The organism is Streptomyces sp. DT190, assembly GCF_049846985.1.
In the GTDB taxonomy this organism is placed as follows: domain Bacteria; phylum Actinomycetota; class Actinomycetes; order Streptomycetales; family Streptomycetaceae; genus Streptomyces.
In genome coordinates, this window is record NZ_JBNCNM010000003.1 from 379213 (window position 1) to 393039 (window position 13827).

Sequence of the window (13827 nt, forward strand, 5' to 3'; positions counted from 1 at the left end):
TGAGCGGGGAGGTCGGCATGGTCGAGGAGCTGATCGGGGCGGTGGCGGCGGTCGCCGCCGGCGGCCTGGTGTATCTGGCGGCGGCCGCGCGGGTCGTCAAGCAGTACGAACGCGGGGTGGTCTTCCGGCTCGGGCGTCTGCACGGGGACGTGCGCCGGCCCGGTTTCACCCTGGTCGTCCCGGCGGTGGACCGGATGCGCAAGGTCAATCTGCAGATCGTGACCATGCCCGTCCCCGCCCAGGAGGGCATCACCCGCGACAACGTGACCGTGCGGGTGGACGCGGTGGTGTACTTCAAGGTCGTGGACCCGGCGGCCGCGGTCGTCAACGTCGAGGACTACCGTTTCGCCGTCTCCCAGATGGCGCAGACCTCCCTGCGCTCGATCATCGGCAAGAGCGAGCTGGACGACCTGCTGTCCAACCGGGAGAAGCTCAACCAGGGCCTGGAGCTGATGATCGACAGCCCGGCGGTGGAGTGGGGCGTGACCATCGACCGCGTCGAGATCAAGGACGTCTCCCTGCCGGACACCATGAAGCGCTCCATGGCCCGCCAGGCCGAGGCCGACCGGGAGCGGCGGGCCCGGCTGATCAACGCCGACGCCGAGTACCAGGCGGCGAAGAAGCTGTCCCAGGCCGCCGAGCAGATGGCCGAGACGCCCTCGGCACTGCAGCTGCGGCTGCTGCAGACCGTGATGGCCGTGGCGGCCGAGAAGAACTCCACGCTGGTGCTGCCCATCCCGGTGGAGCTGCTCCGCTTCCTGGAACGGGGCCACGAGGCGGGCGGTCAGGGCGCGCGGGCCCCGGTGGAACAGGCCCTCGACCGCACGGAGCGGGCGCAACAGGCCATGGAGGAGTTGCGGCACACGGTGGAGCGGTGACGCGCGCTACGCGCGTGGTTCCCGCCACCGGCACCAGGTGGTAGACACAGCGGGATCACCGTCCCTGTCCGCCAGCAGGAAGGTTGTCCCATGACCGAATCCGGTCCTACCGCCACTCGACGTCAGGTGCTCGCCACGACGGGTGCCCTGGGCATCGGGATCGCGTTCTCCGGCGCCCTGTCCGAACTCTTCGCCGGCACCGCCGCCGCCCAGCCCCTCGGCCGCACCGGCTACGGCCCCCTCGTTCCCGATCCGCGGGGCCTGCTCGATCTGCCGGAAGGTTTCCGCTACCGGATCCTCTCCCGTGAGGGCGACCCGCTGCGCTCGGGCGAGGGCCCGGTCCCCTCCAACCACGACGGCATGGCGGCCTTCGAGGGCAGAGGCGGCCGGGTCCACCTGGTCCGCAACCACGAGAACCGCCACACCGGCAGGATCCCGGTGCCGGCGATCGAGGGCCTCACCTACGACCCGGCCGGCAAGGGCGGCTGTACGGCCCTGACGCTGGACTCCCGCAACCGGGTGCTGTCCGAGCGCGTCGCGATCGCCGGCACGGCCGTCAACTGCGCGGGCGGACCCACTCCCTGGGGCACCTGGCTGACCTGCGAGGAGACCGAGGACAAGGCGGGCACCAACGGCTACGCCAAGGACCACGGCTTCATCTTCGAGGTCGACCCGGTGGACCCGCGCCGCACCGGGGCCGTCCCGCTGACCGCGATGGGCCGCTTCCAGCACGAGGCGATCGCCGTGGACCCGGCGCGCGGTGTGGTCTACGAGACCGAGGACGCCTTCGAGAAGCCCTTCGGCCTGTTCTACCGCTTCCTGCCGGACCGGCCGCTGGGCGGCCGGGGTTCGCTGCGCGCGGGCGGGCGGCTGCAGGCCATGCGGGTGCCGGGGGTGCCCGACCTGTCCATGGTCCAGGAGACCGGTGCCGCGTTCGACGGCGTCACGTGGGTGGACGTCCCCGATCCGCAGGCCGCGCAGACACCGATCCGGCTGCAGGACTTCGGGCGCGGGGGCATCACGCACGCGCAGAAGCTGGAGGGCTGCTACTGGGGCGGCCGGTCGGTGTACTTCGTGTCGTCCTTCGCGCGCACCGGCGACGGTTCGGCGGCCGACCACTACGGCCAGGTCTGGCGCTACGACCCGCAGCGGCGCCGGCTGACCCTGGTCGTCGTGTTCGGACCGGACACCGACGTGCAGCTGCCGGGCGAGTCGCCGGACAACATCTGCCTGGCGGCCGGCGGCGGCCTGATGGTCTGCGAGGACGGCAACGGCGCCCAGCACGTCTACGGCGTGACCAGGCGCGGCGAGGTCTACGCGATGGCCCGCAACCGCCAGAACATCGGCAGCCCCGAGGAGCCGGAGTGGGGCGAGTTCGCCGGGGTGACCTTCTCACCCGACGGCGACACGATGTACGTCAACTGCTACGCCCCCGGCACCACGTTCGCGGTGACCGGCCCCTGGCGCGGATAGCCGCCCGCACACCCGCCGGCCGGGGCCCCGGGGCACCCGGCCGGCGAGCCGCCCGCCCGGTCCGGCCGGGACCGGGACGGGTCGGTCAGGACCGGGACGGGTCGGTCAGGCGGCCAGCAGGGCGTCGATCTGGCCGACGGCCTCCCGGAGGCCCTCCTCCATGCCCATGGTGATCAGCTGCTCCATCTGCTCGCGTGAGTCGAACAGGGAGCGCATCTCCATGCGGGTGCCGCCCTCGTGCTCGCCGAGCCGGACCGACACGGACATGGTCGGCATGTCGTCCTTGGGCTTTCCGTCGTCGTCGGCGAAGCCGTCGGTGAACTCCAGGGCCGTCGGCTCGGTGACGGAGGTGATCCGCCACCAGCCGCGGTGCCGGTCGCCCTCCGGGCCGGTCATGAAGTAGGTGACCTCGCCTCCGGGAGTGAGGTCGTGCTGCTCCACGGTCGCCGGGTAGGCCGGCGGGCCCCACCAGCGCTCCAGCTGCCGGGGATCGGCCCACAGCCGCCACACCCGCTCCACGGGGGCGGCGAAGTCGGCGACCAGGGTCAGGGTCAGGTGGTCGAGGTCCTTGTCGACACTGGTGACACTCATCTGTCGGGCCCTTCCGTCGTGTCGTCGTCTCGGGTTGCGGACGGCCCGCCGCGGGGCTCCCCGGTGCCGGGGTCCTCGGCGAGCAGGCGGGCCATCCGGTCCACCCGCCCGCGCCACGCCGACTCGAGCGCGTCGAGCGCCTGGCGCGCGCGGCCCACCGCGTCGGGATCGGTGCGCACGAGCTGCTCCCGTCCGCTGCGCTGCTTGGTGACCAGCCCCGCCCGCTCCAGCACCGCCACGTGCTTCTGGACGGCCGCGAAGCTCATCGGATAGGCCTCGGCGAGCCGGGACACCGACAGCTCCCCGCGCACGCAGCGGCGCAGTATGTCCCGGCGCGTGGTGTCGGCCAGGGCGTGGAACAGCCGGTCCACCGTCTCGTCGCCCATCTCATCTACAACCATTTGGTTGTACATTAGTCCCGCCTGCTCCGTCTGTAAAGCGACGGGCCCGGCACTGACACGGGCACGCCGGGGTACTCGGTGCCCCATGAGCGAGAAGCAGCAGGTCAGCAGCTCCTACTGGCTCGAGACGGCACCGGAGGGCCGCCATCCGGCGCTGGCGGAGGACCTGGACGTCGACGTGGCGGTGATCGGTGCCGGGATCGCCGGACTGTGCACGGCGTGGGAGCTGACACGGGCCGGGCGGAGTGTGGCGGTGCTGGAGGCGGGCCGGGTCGCCGCCGGCGTCACCGGGCACACCACCGCCAAGGTGACCGCCCTGCACTCCCTCGTCTACGACAAACTGCGCCGCACCCGCGGCCCCGAGGGCGCGCGCCTGTACGCCCGGTCCCAGTCCGAGGCGATCGAGCGCGCGGCGGGGATCGCGGCGGAGCTCGGCATCGACTGCGACTGGGAGGCCAGGAGCGCCTACACCTACGCCCGCGACCCCGGCAAGGTGGAGGAACTGCGGGCCGAGGCCCGGGCGGCCGCCGAGGCCGGGCTGCCCGCCGAGTTCGTGACGGAGACCGGGCTGCCCTTCGAGGTGGCGGGCGCGGTCCGGGTCACCGGGCAGGCCCAGTTCCACCCGCGCAAGTACCTGCTGGCACTCGCCGCCGACCTGGTCGAGGGCGGCGGCCGGATCTACGAGGACACCACCGTCCTCGGTCTCGACGAGGGAACGCCCTGCCGGCTGTCGACCGCGACCGGGGCGACGGTCCGCGCCCGGGACGTGGTCGTCGCCACGCACTACCCGATCTTCGACCGGGCGCTGCTGTTCGCCCGGCTGACACCGAAGCGCGAACTGGTCGTCGCCGGGCCCGTCCCCGCGGACCGGGACCCCGGCGGCATGTTCATCACGCCCGACGAGAACACCCGCTCGGTGCGCACGGCCCCCTACGACGCGGACCGGCGCCTGCTCATCGTCACCGGTGAGCACTTCACGCCGGGCACGGGCGACACCCGGGAGCGTTTCGAACGCCTCACCTCCTGGGCCACCGGGAACTTCCCCGGCCTGGAGGTCACGCACCGCTGGGCCACGCAGGACAACACGGCCACCGACACCGTGCCCATGGTCGGCCTGCTGCACCCGGGTGCCCGGCACTCCTACGTGGCCACCGGGTTCGGCGGCTGGGGCATGACCGGCGGCATCATGGCGGGCCGTCTGCTCGCCGCGCAGATCACCGGCGAGGAGTGCGAGTGGAGCGGGCTGTACGACCCGCGCCGGGTGAAGCCGGCCCTGCGGGAGGCGCCGTCGTTCCTCAAGACGCAGGCCAAGGTGGCCGGGCACTTCGTGGGCGACCGGCTGCGGCCCTCGCCGCCGGTGGAGTCCCTGCCGCCCGGTGAGGGGGCCGTGGTCCGGGCCGGCGGCCACCGGCTCGCCGTCTACCGGGACGACGACGGAGCCCTGCACGCCTTCTCCGCCCGCTGCACCCACCTCGGCTGCCTGGTCGACTTCAACGCCGCCGAGCGGGCCTGGGAGTGCCCCTGCCACGGCTCCCGCTTCGACACGGACGGCAAGGTGATCCAGGGCCCGGCGACCAAGCCGCTGGAACGGCGGGACATCTGAGCGGGCCGTGGGCGGACGGCACCGACCGGCCTACGCTGAAGACATGAGCGAGGACGACTACTGCCTGATCGACGCGGCCAGGCCGCCCCGGGCGGAGGGCCCGCCGTACGCGGAGTGCGTGCTGTGCCGGGAGCCGACGGAGTACCCGGAGTCGTACAAGGGCATCACGCTCTGCCCGGTCTGCGAGTGGCAGGAGGCCCAGCGCACGGCCTGCTCGGGGTGACGGGCGGGAGATGGGCGGCGGCCGCGGCGGGCGGCTGCCCGGGCCGGGCTGCCGCGATCTTCCGGCTGGCACACTGGGATGCGTGAGCGAACACCCGACGCCCGTGAACGACAGCCCCTTCCGGTCCGACCCCTCCGCGCGCGACGCCGCACCGCAGTTCGTGCTGCCGCTGGTCGTGCGGATCGAGCGGGCGGACCCGCCGGCGCGCACCGACGCGCTGGAGACGGCCGCGCGGGCCGTGCTGACGATCCTGGCCGACGAGCGGTCGGCCGGCGACGGCGCGTGGGCGCAGGCCATGTCGGACTGGCAGGACGCCCGGATCCGCAAGGTGGTGCGCCGGGCGCGCGGCGCCGAGTGGCGGCGGGCCGAGGCCCTGCCCGGCATCACGGTCACCGGCAAGTCGGCCGAGGTGCGGGTCTTCCCGCCCGTGCCGCTGGACGGCTGGCCCAAGGACCTGGCCCGGCTCCAGGTCTCCGGCACCGACCTGGACGACCCCGAGCCCCCGGTGGACGCCGGCCCGGCCGCCCCCGTGCTCTGGCTCAACCCCGGGCTCGGCATGTCCGCCGGCAAGGCGATGGCCCAGGCCGGGCACGCCGCCCAGCTGGCCTGGTGGGAGCTGTCCGACGCGGAGCGCGCCGCCTGGCGGGACGCGGGCTTCCCGCTCGCGGTCCGCACGGCCGACCCGGCCCGCTGGCCCGAACTGACCGCGAGCGGACTGCCGTTGGTCCGCGACGCCGGGTTCACGGAGATCGCGCCCGGCTCCTGCACGGTCGTCGCGGACCACCCGGCGCTGCGCCGGGAGCCGCACGACGGCACCGGACCCGCGTCCACCCGTTCGGAGTAGCCGCGGGCGCGGCGAGCGCGGACGGGTGCTCCAGTGGGGTTACCAGACACCCCCGACCCAGGAGGCAGCCATGTCCAGCGCCGCGCCCCCTCCCCCCGCCCCTCCCGCGCCCGACGACCGGATGCCCGGCGGGGGCGGCCCACGCGGTTCCGGTGACGGTTCCGCCGACGCGTGGGCGTCCGGGGGTCTCGCCCTCGGCGGCACCCTGATGGTCGTCTACGGTCTCTTCGCGGTCCTGCAGGGCATCGCGGCGATCGCCGACGACGAGGTGTACACGAGCTTCGGCGACTACGTCTTCGAGTTCGACCTGACCGCGTGGGGCTGGATCCACCTGATCGTCGGCGTGCTCGTGGTGGCGGCCGGGTTCGGCCTGTTCACCGGCGCCACCTGGGCCCGGATCGTGGGCGCGGTCGTGGTCGGCCTGGCGCTGATCGCGAACTTCATGTGGCTGCCGTACCAGCCGTTCTGGTCGATCATCATGATCGTGACCGGCCTGTTCGTCCTGTGGTCGGTGTTCAACTACCGCTCCACCCGGGTGGTCTAGGGCCCACCCGGGTTCAGGAGGGCGGCGGGCGGCGGTCCCGCTCGGCGACCACCGTGTGCAGCCGACGGGTCAGCGCGGTCGCCACCGCCGTGAGGAAGACGAACGTGTAGAGGATCTGCCCGACCGCCACCAGACGGGCCTCCTGCCCGCTCGGGGTGATGTCGCCGTAGCCGACGGTCGCGAGCGTGACGACGGTGAAGTACAGCGCGTCCACGCGAGTGCGCAGACCGGTGAACTGGCCCGGCTGCTGGGCGAGGGCGTAGTAGCCGGCGGAGAAGACCAGCACGGCGAGGCACATCAGCAGCCCGATCATCAGGCCCGGGCGGGTGTGCGGCCGCTCCCGCACCACATCGCCCACCTGGCGCAGCAGCAGCGCGGCCACGATCCCCAGGCACAGCCCGAACAGCGGCCAGCCCAGCCACGGGCGGTCCGCGCCGAGCCCCTCCAGGGGCAGCAGGAAGTAGGCCGTTGCGACGGCCACCACCAGGGCGCCGGGAAGGGCCCGCAGCACACGGGCGGAGGCCGGGACCCTCCCCGGCCTCCCCGGCCTCCCCGGCCTCCCCGGCCGCTTCCGCGCGGGGCGGTGCGCCTGCTCGCTGCCTTCGCGCATGGGTCCGGTCTACGACGCTTCGGGGTGCGGCGCGAGCCCGGGGACTCCGTCGGTGGGAGGGGCGGCACCCGGCGAACCTCAAATGTTGCTCTGAAGGCGGCCCGTGCGGGGTTCGGCGGCGGGCGGCTGGGCCATACCCCCCACACGTTCGGGGACCGGGGCCGGGTGGAGGAGGGGACGATGGAGCGACTGGGGACGGGCATCGGGTGGCGGCCGGAGATCGCGGACGCCGTGGAGCGCATGCCGGGGATCGACTGGGTCGAGGCCGTGGCCGAGAACATCTGCCCCGGGCACCTGCCCGACTCGCTGCTGCGGCTGCGCGAGCGCGGCGTCACCGTGGTGCCGCACGGTGTCTCGCTGGGCCTCGGGGGCGCGGAGCGGCCCGACGAGGGCCGGCTGGCGGCGCTGGCCGAGCGGGTGGAGGCGCTGCGCTCGCCGCTGGTCACCGAGCACATCGCGTTCGTACGGGCGGGCGGTGCCCTGACGGCGTCCCCGCGGCTGGAGGCGGGCCACCTGCTGCCCGTCCCCCGGACCCGGGACGCCCTGGACGTGCTGTGCGAGAACGTGCGGATCGCGCAGGACGCGCTGCCGGTGCCGCTGGCGGTGGAGAACATCGCGGCGCTGATCTCCTGGCCGGCCGAGGAGATGACGGAGGGCCAGTTCCTGTACGAGCTGGCCGAGCGCACGGGGGTGCGGCTCCTGATCGACGTGGCCAACCTGCACACCAACCACGTCAACCGGGGCGAGGACCCCGCGAAGGCCCTGGCGGAGCTGCCGCTGGAGGCCATCGCCTACGTCCATGTCGCGGGCGGCTTGGTACGCGACGGCGTCTGGCACGACAGCCACGCCCACCCGGTGCCGCGGCCGGTCCTCGACATCCTGACCGACCTGGCGTCCCGCGTCAGCCCGCCGGGTGTCCTGCTGGAACGGGACGAGAACTTCCCGGAACCGGCGGAACTGCGGGCCGAACTCTCCGCGATCCGGCGGGCCGTGCAGGCGGGCGCGGTGGAACGGGTGAAGACCCGGGTGCGCCCGGCGGGCCGGCCAGCGGCGACCGCGGCCGGGGTGGCGGAGCCGCCCGGGGCCGGGGCGGCCGGGACCGGGACGGCCGGGGTCGGGGCGGCGGAGTCGCCCGGGGCGGGCACGACCGCAGCCGGGGCGGTCGAGCCGCCCGGGGCTGGGACGACCGCGACCGGGGCGGTGGAGCCGCCCGGTGCGGGCTCGACCGCGGCCGGAGCACCAGGTCCGCCCAGCGCGGGGACGACCGCCTCGCGGCGGGCCGATGAGACGGGGGCGGCCGAGGCGACACGGGGCGCCTTCGGCCCGCCCCACCCCGGGGAGGCCGCCGAGGCCCGGCGTCCACGCGGGGGCACGGGCGGGGCCCGGCAGGTGGTCGACGCCCGGGAGACCCGGGAGACCCCGGAGACCCCGGAGATCCGGGAGATCCGGGAGATCCGGGAGATCCGGGAGATCCGGGAGGGCCGGGAGGGCCGGGAGGGCCGGGAGGGCCGGGAGGGCCGGGAGGGCCGGGAGGGCCGGGAGGGCCGGGAGGGCCGAGAAGCCCAGGAGACGCGAGGGCTCGGTGGCGCCCGGAAGGTGGCCGAGGCCTGCGAGGAGACGCGGCAGCGGCCCGGGCCCGCTGGCGAAGTGGCCCCGCAGCAGCTCGGGCACGCTGCGGTCCCGCAGCAGCTCGGGCACGCCGGCGACGAGACCGCGCAGCAGCCCGGTCGCGCCGCCGAAGCGGCCCCGCGGCGGCTCAGGCACGCCAGTGACGAGACCCGGCAGCAGCCCGGGCACGCCGGTGAAGCGGCCCCACAACGGACCGCGGGCGCCAGCGGCGAGGCCACGCAGCAGTTCGCGGACGCCGGTGACAAGGCCGCACCGCCCGAGTCGGCCGCCCACTCCTCCAAGCACGCCAGTGACGAAACCCGGCAGCAGACCGGGCACGCCAGTGACGAAACCCGGCAGCAGACCGGGCACGCCAGTGACGGAACCCGGCAGCGGCTCGGGCTTGCGCAGGCTGCCCTGTTGTCCGCGCTCGTCGCGGGGACGCCCGTGCCCGAGGGGTTCGACCGGGTGCGGATCGGCGTGCAGGCCCGGGCGCTCGCGGCGAAGCGGGCGGACGTCGTCGCGAAAGTCGCGCCCGAACTGCCCGTCATCCTGGGCGAGGAGTACCGCCCGGCCTTCCTCGGCTACGCCCAGACGCAGCCCATGACCGCCGGCTACCGGCGCGACGCCCTCACCTTCGCCGAGCACCTGCTCACGGCCGGCCGGCCCCGCAACGCGCGGGCCCGGCGGGAGCTGAAGGACTGGTGGCTGGAGCGCTCGGGTCCCACACCGCGCTCCGGGCGGCCCGTCCACCGGCTGGCCCGCGCGACGCGCAAGGCCCTGCTCCGGCGCTGAGGCGCGTCGACGATCCTCTCGGGAGTCCTCGCGGCGGGACTTACGTCCACCCACTCGCCTGCCCGCCTGGTCGCCATCCGCCCATTCGCCCCACTCTGCCCCTTACCCAACTCTTCGCCCCTGTACGGCAGTTGGGCGCGGACCTCGCAGTAACATGTCAGGCCCGCACCCCAAACGCACTGGCGTGCGGTGCCGTACCAGGAGGCACCACCATGCGACCGCGCCCCCCGCTCAAGGGCCGAGGCGTCGTCAGCGGCACGGGACTCGTCGTCACGTGCCTCATCGCGACGCTGGCCGCCCTGGTCGTCTCGTTCTGGTCGATCACCGACCGGCCCGGGACGGCACCGGACGCCCTGAGCGCCCACACCCTGCAGACCGGTTACGGGCCGCTGTCCGCGCTCGACCAGGACTTCCTCGTCAAGGTCAGGCTGGCCGGGCTGTGGGAGCTGCCGGCCGGGCGGCAGGCGCAGACGAAGGGGACGACACCGGCGGTCCGTACGGCCGGACGGCATCTCGTCGAGGGGCACCGGTCGCTGGACGAGCGGGTCCGCGGCGTGGCCGCGCGGCTGAACCTGGCCCTGCCGGACGAGCCCACCGCCGAGCAGAAGCAGTGGCTGGCCACGCTCGACAGGAGCCGGGGCGCCGCCTACGACCGGGAGTTCGCCACCCTGCTGCGCGTGGCGCACGGCCGGGTGTTCCCGCTGGTCGCCCAGGTGCGGGCGAGCACCCGCAACTCCCTGGTGCGCGCGCTCGCCGACGACGCGAACACGACCGTCCTCGACCACATCAAGGTCCTGGAGGCCACGGGATACGTCGACTACGACGCCGTGGCGCGCGACCTGGCCGGCGCGAGCGGCGCCCCCGCCGCACCGTCCCCGGCCCCCTCCTCCGCCTTCACGCTCCCGCCGCCCGCGTACCGTCCGCCACCGGGACAGTGAAACGGAACGTCACATACCGACAACACTCCGTCCGGATCGTGAACAGGGCATGGTGCTCCCGCAACCGTGTCACATACAAACAACATATGCTCTGGGTTCTTTTCCTGCTGGCGGCCTGGGCCGTGGCCGCCACGGCGTGCACCCGCCTGTGCCTGGCCGCCGTACGCGCCGCCGCCGGTGGCACGGACACCGGCCGGGCGCGTGAACTCACGCTGTACGAGGCCGCGTTCCTCTCCGGCGGTCCGCGGCGGGTCGCCGACGTGACCCTGGTGGCGATGGCGCGTCAGCGGCGTCTGCTGCTGGCCCACACGGGCTGGGCGACGGTCGTCGACCCGCGCGGACGCGACGAGATGGAGCGGTCGGTGATCGGGGCCATCGGGCCCGGGGGGCAGTCCCGGATCGCGCCGGTGCGGTCCACCGCCGCCACGGCGGACGCGGTGCGCGGGATCGCCGACGGGCTGGTGCGCGCCGGGCTCGCCGTCCCCGACAGTTCCCGCACGACGGTCGCGGCGGCGGTCCGGCAGGTGCGCGGGGCGGCCGTCACCGTGCTCGCTCTCGGCGGGGTCGCGCTGCTGACCCCCCTCCCGCCGGACATGCCGCGTCACCTGGTCGTCGCGTGGTTCGCGCTGCCGCTCGCCCTGACCCTGAGCTGCCTCGCCCTGGCGCGCATCGAGGTCCACCCGTACTCGCGCTGGGCCTCCCCGGCCGGTCAGCGGCTGCTCGGCTCCCTGGCCCGGACCGCGGACGGCGCCGCCGACGACCGTACGTACCTCACGTCCGTCGCGGTGCGCGGGGTCCGCGCGATCGGCGAGCCGGACCTGCGTGCCGCCTTCACGCACCGTGGGGCGCGCGACTGAGGGTTCGGGGCGCACCGGGGGCATCGGCGCCGACACCGGCGAACGGTGCTTGCCTTCCCCCCTGCGCGCACGAAACATCCCTTGCGTCGCCACCGTGCAGCGAAGGGACCCCCGATGCGAGCCGCCCTCCTCTACTCCGCCGCGGGGTCCCTGCTGCTGAGCGCCCTCACGGCCGTCCCGGACGCCGAGGCCCGGACGACCGGGACGGCCGAGATGCGGGGGACGGCGGTGGCCGCGGAGCGGGCCAGGGCGGCCGGGATCGACTTCGGTCCGTGCCCCGACGCGCAGGACCTGCCCGGCGGTATGCGGTGCGGCACCGTCAAGGTCCCGCTGGACTACGCCCGGCCGGACGGCCGGCAGATCCAACTCACCGTCAGCCGCGCCCTCGCCACCCGCAAGGACCCGCACGGCGCAGGTGCGGTCCTGCGGCAGGGCAGCCTGGTCTACAACCCGGGCGGGCCCGGCGCCACCGGCCTGTACTTCCCGCTCATCGGCCTGCTCCCCGAGTGGAAGCGGATCGCGGCCGCCTACGACCTCGTCGGCTACGCCCCGCGCGGGGTCGGCCCGTCCGCGCCGCTGTCCTGCAAGGACCCCGCGCTCTTCTTCAAGGGCCCCACGCAGGCTCCGACGCACCCCTCGGAGGCGTACAAGAGGGAACGCCGCGCGCAGGCGGAGGCGTACGCCCGCGGCTGCGCCGAACGCGCCGGTGACGCGCTGCGCCACTACCACTCGCTGAACAACGCCCGCGACCTCGACGTGCTGCGCGCGGCGCTCGGCGAGGAACGGCTGACGTTCCTCGGCTCCTCGTACGGCACCTACTTCGGGGCGCTCTACGCGACGCTGTTCCCCGCGCACGTGCGGCGGATGGCGTTCGACTCGGTGGTCGACCCCGACCCGGAGCGGATCTGGTACCGCAACAACCTCGCCCAGTCGGCCGCCTTCGAGCACCGCTGGCGGGACTTCCGCGCGTGGATCGCCCGGCACCACGCCGTGTACGGACTGGGCCGGACCCCTCGGGAGGTGCTGCGCAGCTACACGCGGGCGAGCGCGCGGCTGGCGGCCGAGCCGGCGGGCGGGAAGGTCGGACCGGGTCAGCTGCAGGGGGCGTTCCTGCAGGCCGGGTACTACGACGACCAGTGGCCGCACCGGGCGCACGCACTGTCGGCGTATCTCAAGGGCGACCCGCGGCCCCTGGTGGAGCAGGCGGAACAGCATCCCGAGGCGGCCGTGGAGGCGGAGAACTCCCGGGCGGTGTACGTGGCCGTGGAGTGCAACGACGCCCCCTGGCCCACGGACTGGGAGGTGTGGGACCGGGACAACACGCGGCTCGCGCGGGTGGCGCCGTTCGAGACCTGGGACAACGTGTGGACGAACCTGCCGTGCGCGTACTGGCGGGCGCCCCGGCAGCGGCCGGTCGACGTCGGCACCGGGCCGGGCGAGCTGCCGCCGACGCTGATCCTGGCCGCCGAGCGGGACGCGGCCACGCCGTACCGCGGCGCCCTCGCACTGCACCGGCGTCTCGCCGGGTCGGTGCTGGTGACCGAGCGGGACGCCGGCGCCCATGGTCTCGCGGGCGGCCCGAACGCCTGCGTCAACGCCCACCTGGAGGCGTACCTGCTGGACGGGCGGCTGCCCGGACGGCGCGCGGACTGCGCGCCGCACGCCGAGCCGAAGCCGCCGGCCCCGCGGGGGGCCGGCGCGCGCGTGCGCTGATCATGCCAGACCGGCGACCAGCTCGGCGACGTCCTTGCGGCGGCCGGTGTAGAACGGCACCTCCTCGCGGACGTGCCGGCGGGCCTCCGAGCCGCGCAGGTGCCGCATGAGGTCGACGATGCGGTACAGCTCGTCGGCCTCGAAGGCGAGGATCCACTCGTAGTCGCCGAGGGAGAACGAGGCGACGGTGTTGGCGCGCACGTCCGGGTAACCGCGGGCCATCTTGCCGTGGTCGGCCAGCATGCGGCGGCGGTCCTCGTCGGGCAGCAGGTACCAGTCGTAGGAGCGCACGAAGGGGTAGACGCTCACGTAGGCGCGGGGCGTCTCGTCGGCGAGGAACGCCGGGATGTGCGAGCGGTTGAACTCGGCGGGGCGGTGCAGCGCCATGTTCGACCAGACCGGCTCCAGGGCGCGGCCCAGCTTCGTGCGGCGGAAGAGGTTGTAGGCCTCCTGCAGCGCGTCGCTGGTCTCCGCGTGCCACCAGATCATGACGTCGGCGTCGGCGCGCAGGCCGGAGACGTCGTAGGTGCCGCGGACGGTCACGTCCTTGGCGGCGAGCTGGTCGAACAGCTCCTGGACCTCGTCGGCGTACCCGGTGCGGTCCTCGGGCAGCACGTCCTTCAGCCGGAAGACGGACCAGAGCGTGTAGCGGATGACCTCGTTGAGGTCCTTGGCCAGCTTGCCCTTGTTCGGGATGCGCTCGGGCGCGGTGCCGGAGGGCGTGGTGGAGGCGTCGTCACTCATGCTCC

Annotated in this window: 14 protein-coding genes; 10 read left to right on the forward strand and 4 right to left on the reverse strand. The window is 74.5% G+C overall.

The window, feature by feature from the left end; translation table 11 throughout:
- Positions 1–17: 17 nt before the first annotated feature.
- Both ACPXCS_RS08545 and ACPXCS_RS08550 read left to right on the forward strand, forming a co-directional pair.
- On the forward strand, positions 18–878 hold the full coding sequence (locus ACPXCS_RS08545; protein ID WP_425944755.1) for a slipin family protein: 861 nt from the start codon (positions 18–20) through the stop codon (positions 876–878).
- 90 nt (positions 879–968) lie between these two features.
- On the forward strand, positions 969–2351 hold the full coding sequence (locus ACPXCS_RS08550) for an alkaline phosphatase PhoX (protein WP_425944756.1): 1383 nt from the start codon (positions 969–971) through the stop codon (positions 2349–2351).
- 105 nt (positions 2352–2456) lie between these two features.
- Here the strand turns inward: ACPXCS_RS08550 and ACPXCS_RS08555 are convergent, their stop codons facing one another.
- Together ACPXCS_RS08555 and ACPXCS_RS08560 are read right to left on the reverse strand one after the other, a co-directional pair.
- Complete coding sequence (locus tag ACPXCS_RS08555) at positions 2457–2942, reverse strand: SRPBCC family protein (RefSeq protein WP_425944757.1); 486 nt, start codon at positions 2940–2942, stop codon at positions 2457–2459.
- Positions 2939–3343, reverse strand: a complete 405-nt coding sequence (locus tag ACPXCS_RS08560; RefSeq protein ID WP_425944758.1) for an ArsR/SmtB family transcription factor — start codon at positions 3341–3343, stop codon at positions 2939–2941. The genes ACPXCS_RS08555 and ACPXCS_RS08560 overlap by 4 nt, the downstream gene beginning before the upstream one ends.
- 85 nt (positions 3344–3428) lie before the next feature.
- Between ACPXCS_RS08560 and ACPXCS_RS08565 the strand changes: the two genes are divergently transcribed.
- The 4 genes from ACPXCS_RS08565 to ACPXCS_RS08580 all read left to right on the forward strand — a co-directional run bounded on the left by ACPXCS_RS08565 (position 3429) and on the right by ACPXCS_RS08580 (position 6557).
- Positions 3429–4946, forward strand: a complete 1518-nt coding sequence (locus ACPXCS_RS08565; RefSeq protein ID WP_425944759.1) for an FAD-dependent oxidoreductase — start codon at positions 3429–3431, stop codon at positions 4944–4946.
- Positions 4947–4989: 43 nt separating this feature from the next.
- On the forward strand, positions 4990–5169 hold the full coding sequence (locus ACPXCS_RS08570; RefSeq protein WP_344533922.1) for a hypothetical protein: 180 nt from the start codon (positions 4990–4992) through the stop codon (positions 5167–5169).
- A gap of 103 nt (positions 5170–5272) precedes the next feature.
- Positions 5273–6013 carry a peptidyl-tRNA hydrolase gene (locus ACPXCS_RS08575; protein WP_425944969.1) on the forward strand — a complete coding sequence of 247 codons (741 nt, stop codon included), beginning with the start codon at positions 5273–5275 and terminating at the stop codon, positions 6011–6013.
- Between the two features lie 70 nt (positions 6014–6083).
- Positions 6084–6557, forward strand: coding sequence for a DUF7144 family membrane protein (locus ACPXCS_RS08580; protein ID WP_425944760.1), 474 nt, complete (start codon positions 6084–6086; stop codon positions 6555–6557).
- 13 nt (positions 6558–6570) lie between these two features.
- Here ACPXCS_RS08580 and ACPXCS_RS08585 read toward each other — a convergent pair whose 3' ends face one another.
- Positions 6571–7167: a potassium channel family protein gene (locus ACPXCS_RS08585; RefSeq protein ID WP_425944761.1), complete on the reverse strand. Its 597-nt coding sequence runs from the start codon at positions 7165–7167 to the stop codon at positions 6571–6573.
- A 180-nt stretch (positions 7168–7347) separates the two neighbouring features.
- Here ACPXCS_RS08585 and ACPXCS_RS08590 point away from each other — a divergent pair, with 180 nt between their 5' ends.
- From ACPXCS_RS08590 to ACPXCS_RS08605, 4 genes are all read left to right on the forward strand, one after another.
- Complete coding sequence (locus ACPXCS_RS08590) at positions 7348–9570, forward strand: DUF692 family multinuclear iron-containing protein (RefSeq protein WP_425944762.1); 2223 nt, start codon at positions 7348–7350, stop codon at positions 9568–9570.
- Positions 9571–9782: 212 nt separating this feature from the next.
- The gene (locus ACPXCS_RS08595; RefSeq protein WP_425944763.1) at positions 9783–10508 is read left to right on the forward strand and encodes a DUF4142 domain-containing protein; all 726 of its coding nucleotides are present in this window, start codon (positions 9783–9785) and stop codon (positions 10506–10508) included.
- A gap of 86 nt (positions 10509–10594) precedes the next feature.
- On the forward strand, positions 10595–11365 hold the full coding sequence (locus ACPXCS_RS08600; RefSeq protein ID WP_425944764.1) for a TIGR04222 domain-containing membrane protein: 771 nt from the start codon (positions 10595–10597) through the stop codon (positions 11363–11365).
- A gap of 114 nt (positions 11366–11479) precedes the next feature.
- Entirely contained in the window at positions 11480–13078 is a 1599-nt protein-coding gene (locus ACPXCS_RS08605; RefSeq protein WP_425944765.1) for an alpha/beta hydrolase, read from the forward strand.
- On the opposite strand, the gene hemQ is transcribed toward ACPXCS_RS08605, so the two are convergent.
- The gene (hemQ, locus tag ACPXCS_RS08610) at positions 13079–13822 is read right to left on the reverse strand and encodes a hydrogen peroxide-dependent heme synthase (protein ID WP_425944766.1); all 744 of its coding nucleotides are present in this window, start codon (positions 13820–13822) and stop codon (positions 13079–13081) included.
- Positions 13823–13827: the final 5 nt, after the last annotated feature.

Excerpts from the sequence above, each read along its gene's own strand:
- ACPXCS_RS08570 (WP_344533922.1), top strand. The coding sequence starts at position 4,990 with ATGAGCGAGGACGACTACTGCCTGATCGACGCGGCCAGGCCGCCCCGG.
- ACPXCS_RS08580 (WP_425944760.1), top strand. The coding sequence starts at position 6,084 with ATGTCCAGCGCCGCGCCCCCTCCCCCCGCCCCTCCCGCGCCCGACGAC.
- ACPXCS_RS08565 (WP_425944759.1), top strand. The coding sequence starts at position 3,429 with ATGAGCGAGAAGCAGCAGGTCAGCAGCTCCTACTGGCTCGAGACGGCA.
- ACPXCS_RS08550 (WP_425944756.1), top strand. The coding sequence starts at position 969 with ATGACCGAATCCGGTCCTACCGCCACTCGACGTCAGGTGCTCGCCACG.
- hemQ (WP_425944766.1), bottom strand. The coding sequence starts at position 13,822 with ATGAGTGACGACGCCTCCACCACGCCCTCCGGCACCGCGCCCGAGCGC.
- ACPXCS_RS08545 (WP_425944755.1), top strand. The coding sequence starts at position 18 with ATGGTCGAGGAGCTGATCGGGGCGGTGGCGGCGGTCGCCGCCGGCGGC.
- ACPXCS_RS08595 (WP_425944763.1), top strand. The coding sequence starts at position 9,783 with ATGCGACCGCGCCCCCCGCTCAAGGGCCGAGGCGTCGTCAGCGGCACG.
- ACPXCS_RS08600 (WP_425944764.1), top strand. The coding sequence starts at position 10,595 with ATGCTCTGGGTTCTTTTCCTGCTGGCGGCCTGGGCCGTGGCCGCCACG.
- ACPXCS_RS08560 (WP_425944758.1), bottom strand. The coding sequence starts at position 3,343 with ATGGTTGTAGATGAGATGGGCGACGAGACGGTGGACCGGCTGTTCCAC.
- ACPXCS_RS08605 (WP_425944765.1), top strand. The coding sequence starts at position 11,480 with ATGCGAGCCGCCCTCCTCTACTCCGCCGCGGGGTCCCTGCTGCTGAGC.
- ACPXCS_RS08555 (WP_425944757.1), bottom strand. The coding sequence starts at position 2,942 with ATGAGTGTCACCAGTGTCGACAAGGACCTCGACCACCTGACCCTGACC.
- ACPXCS_RS08590 (WP_425944762.1), top strand. The coding sequence starts at position 7,348 with ATGGAGCGACTGGGGACGGGCATCGGGTGGCGGCCGGAGATCGCGGAC.
- ACPXCS_RS08585 (WP_425944761.1), bottom strand. The coding sequence starts at position 7,167 with ATGCGCGAAGGCAGCGAGCAGGCGCACCGCCCCGCGCGGAAGCGGCCG.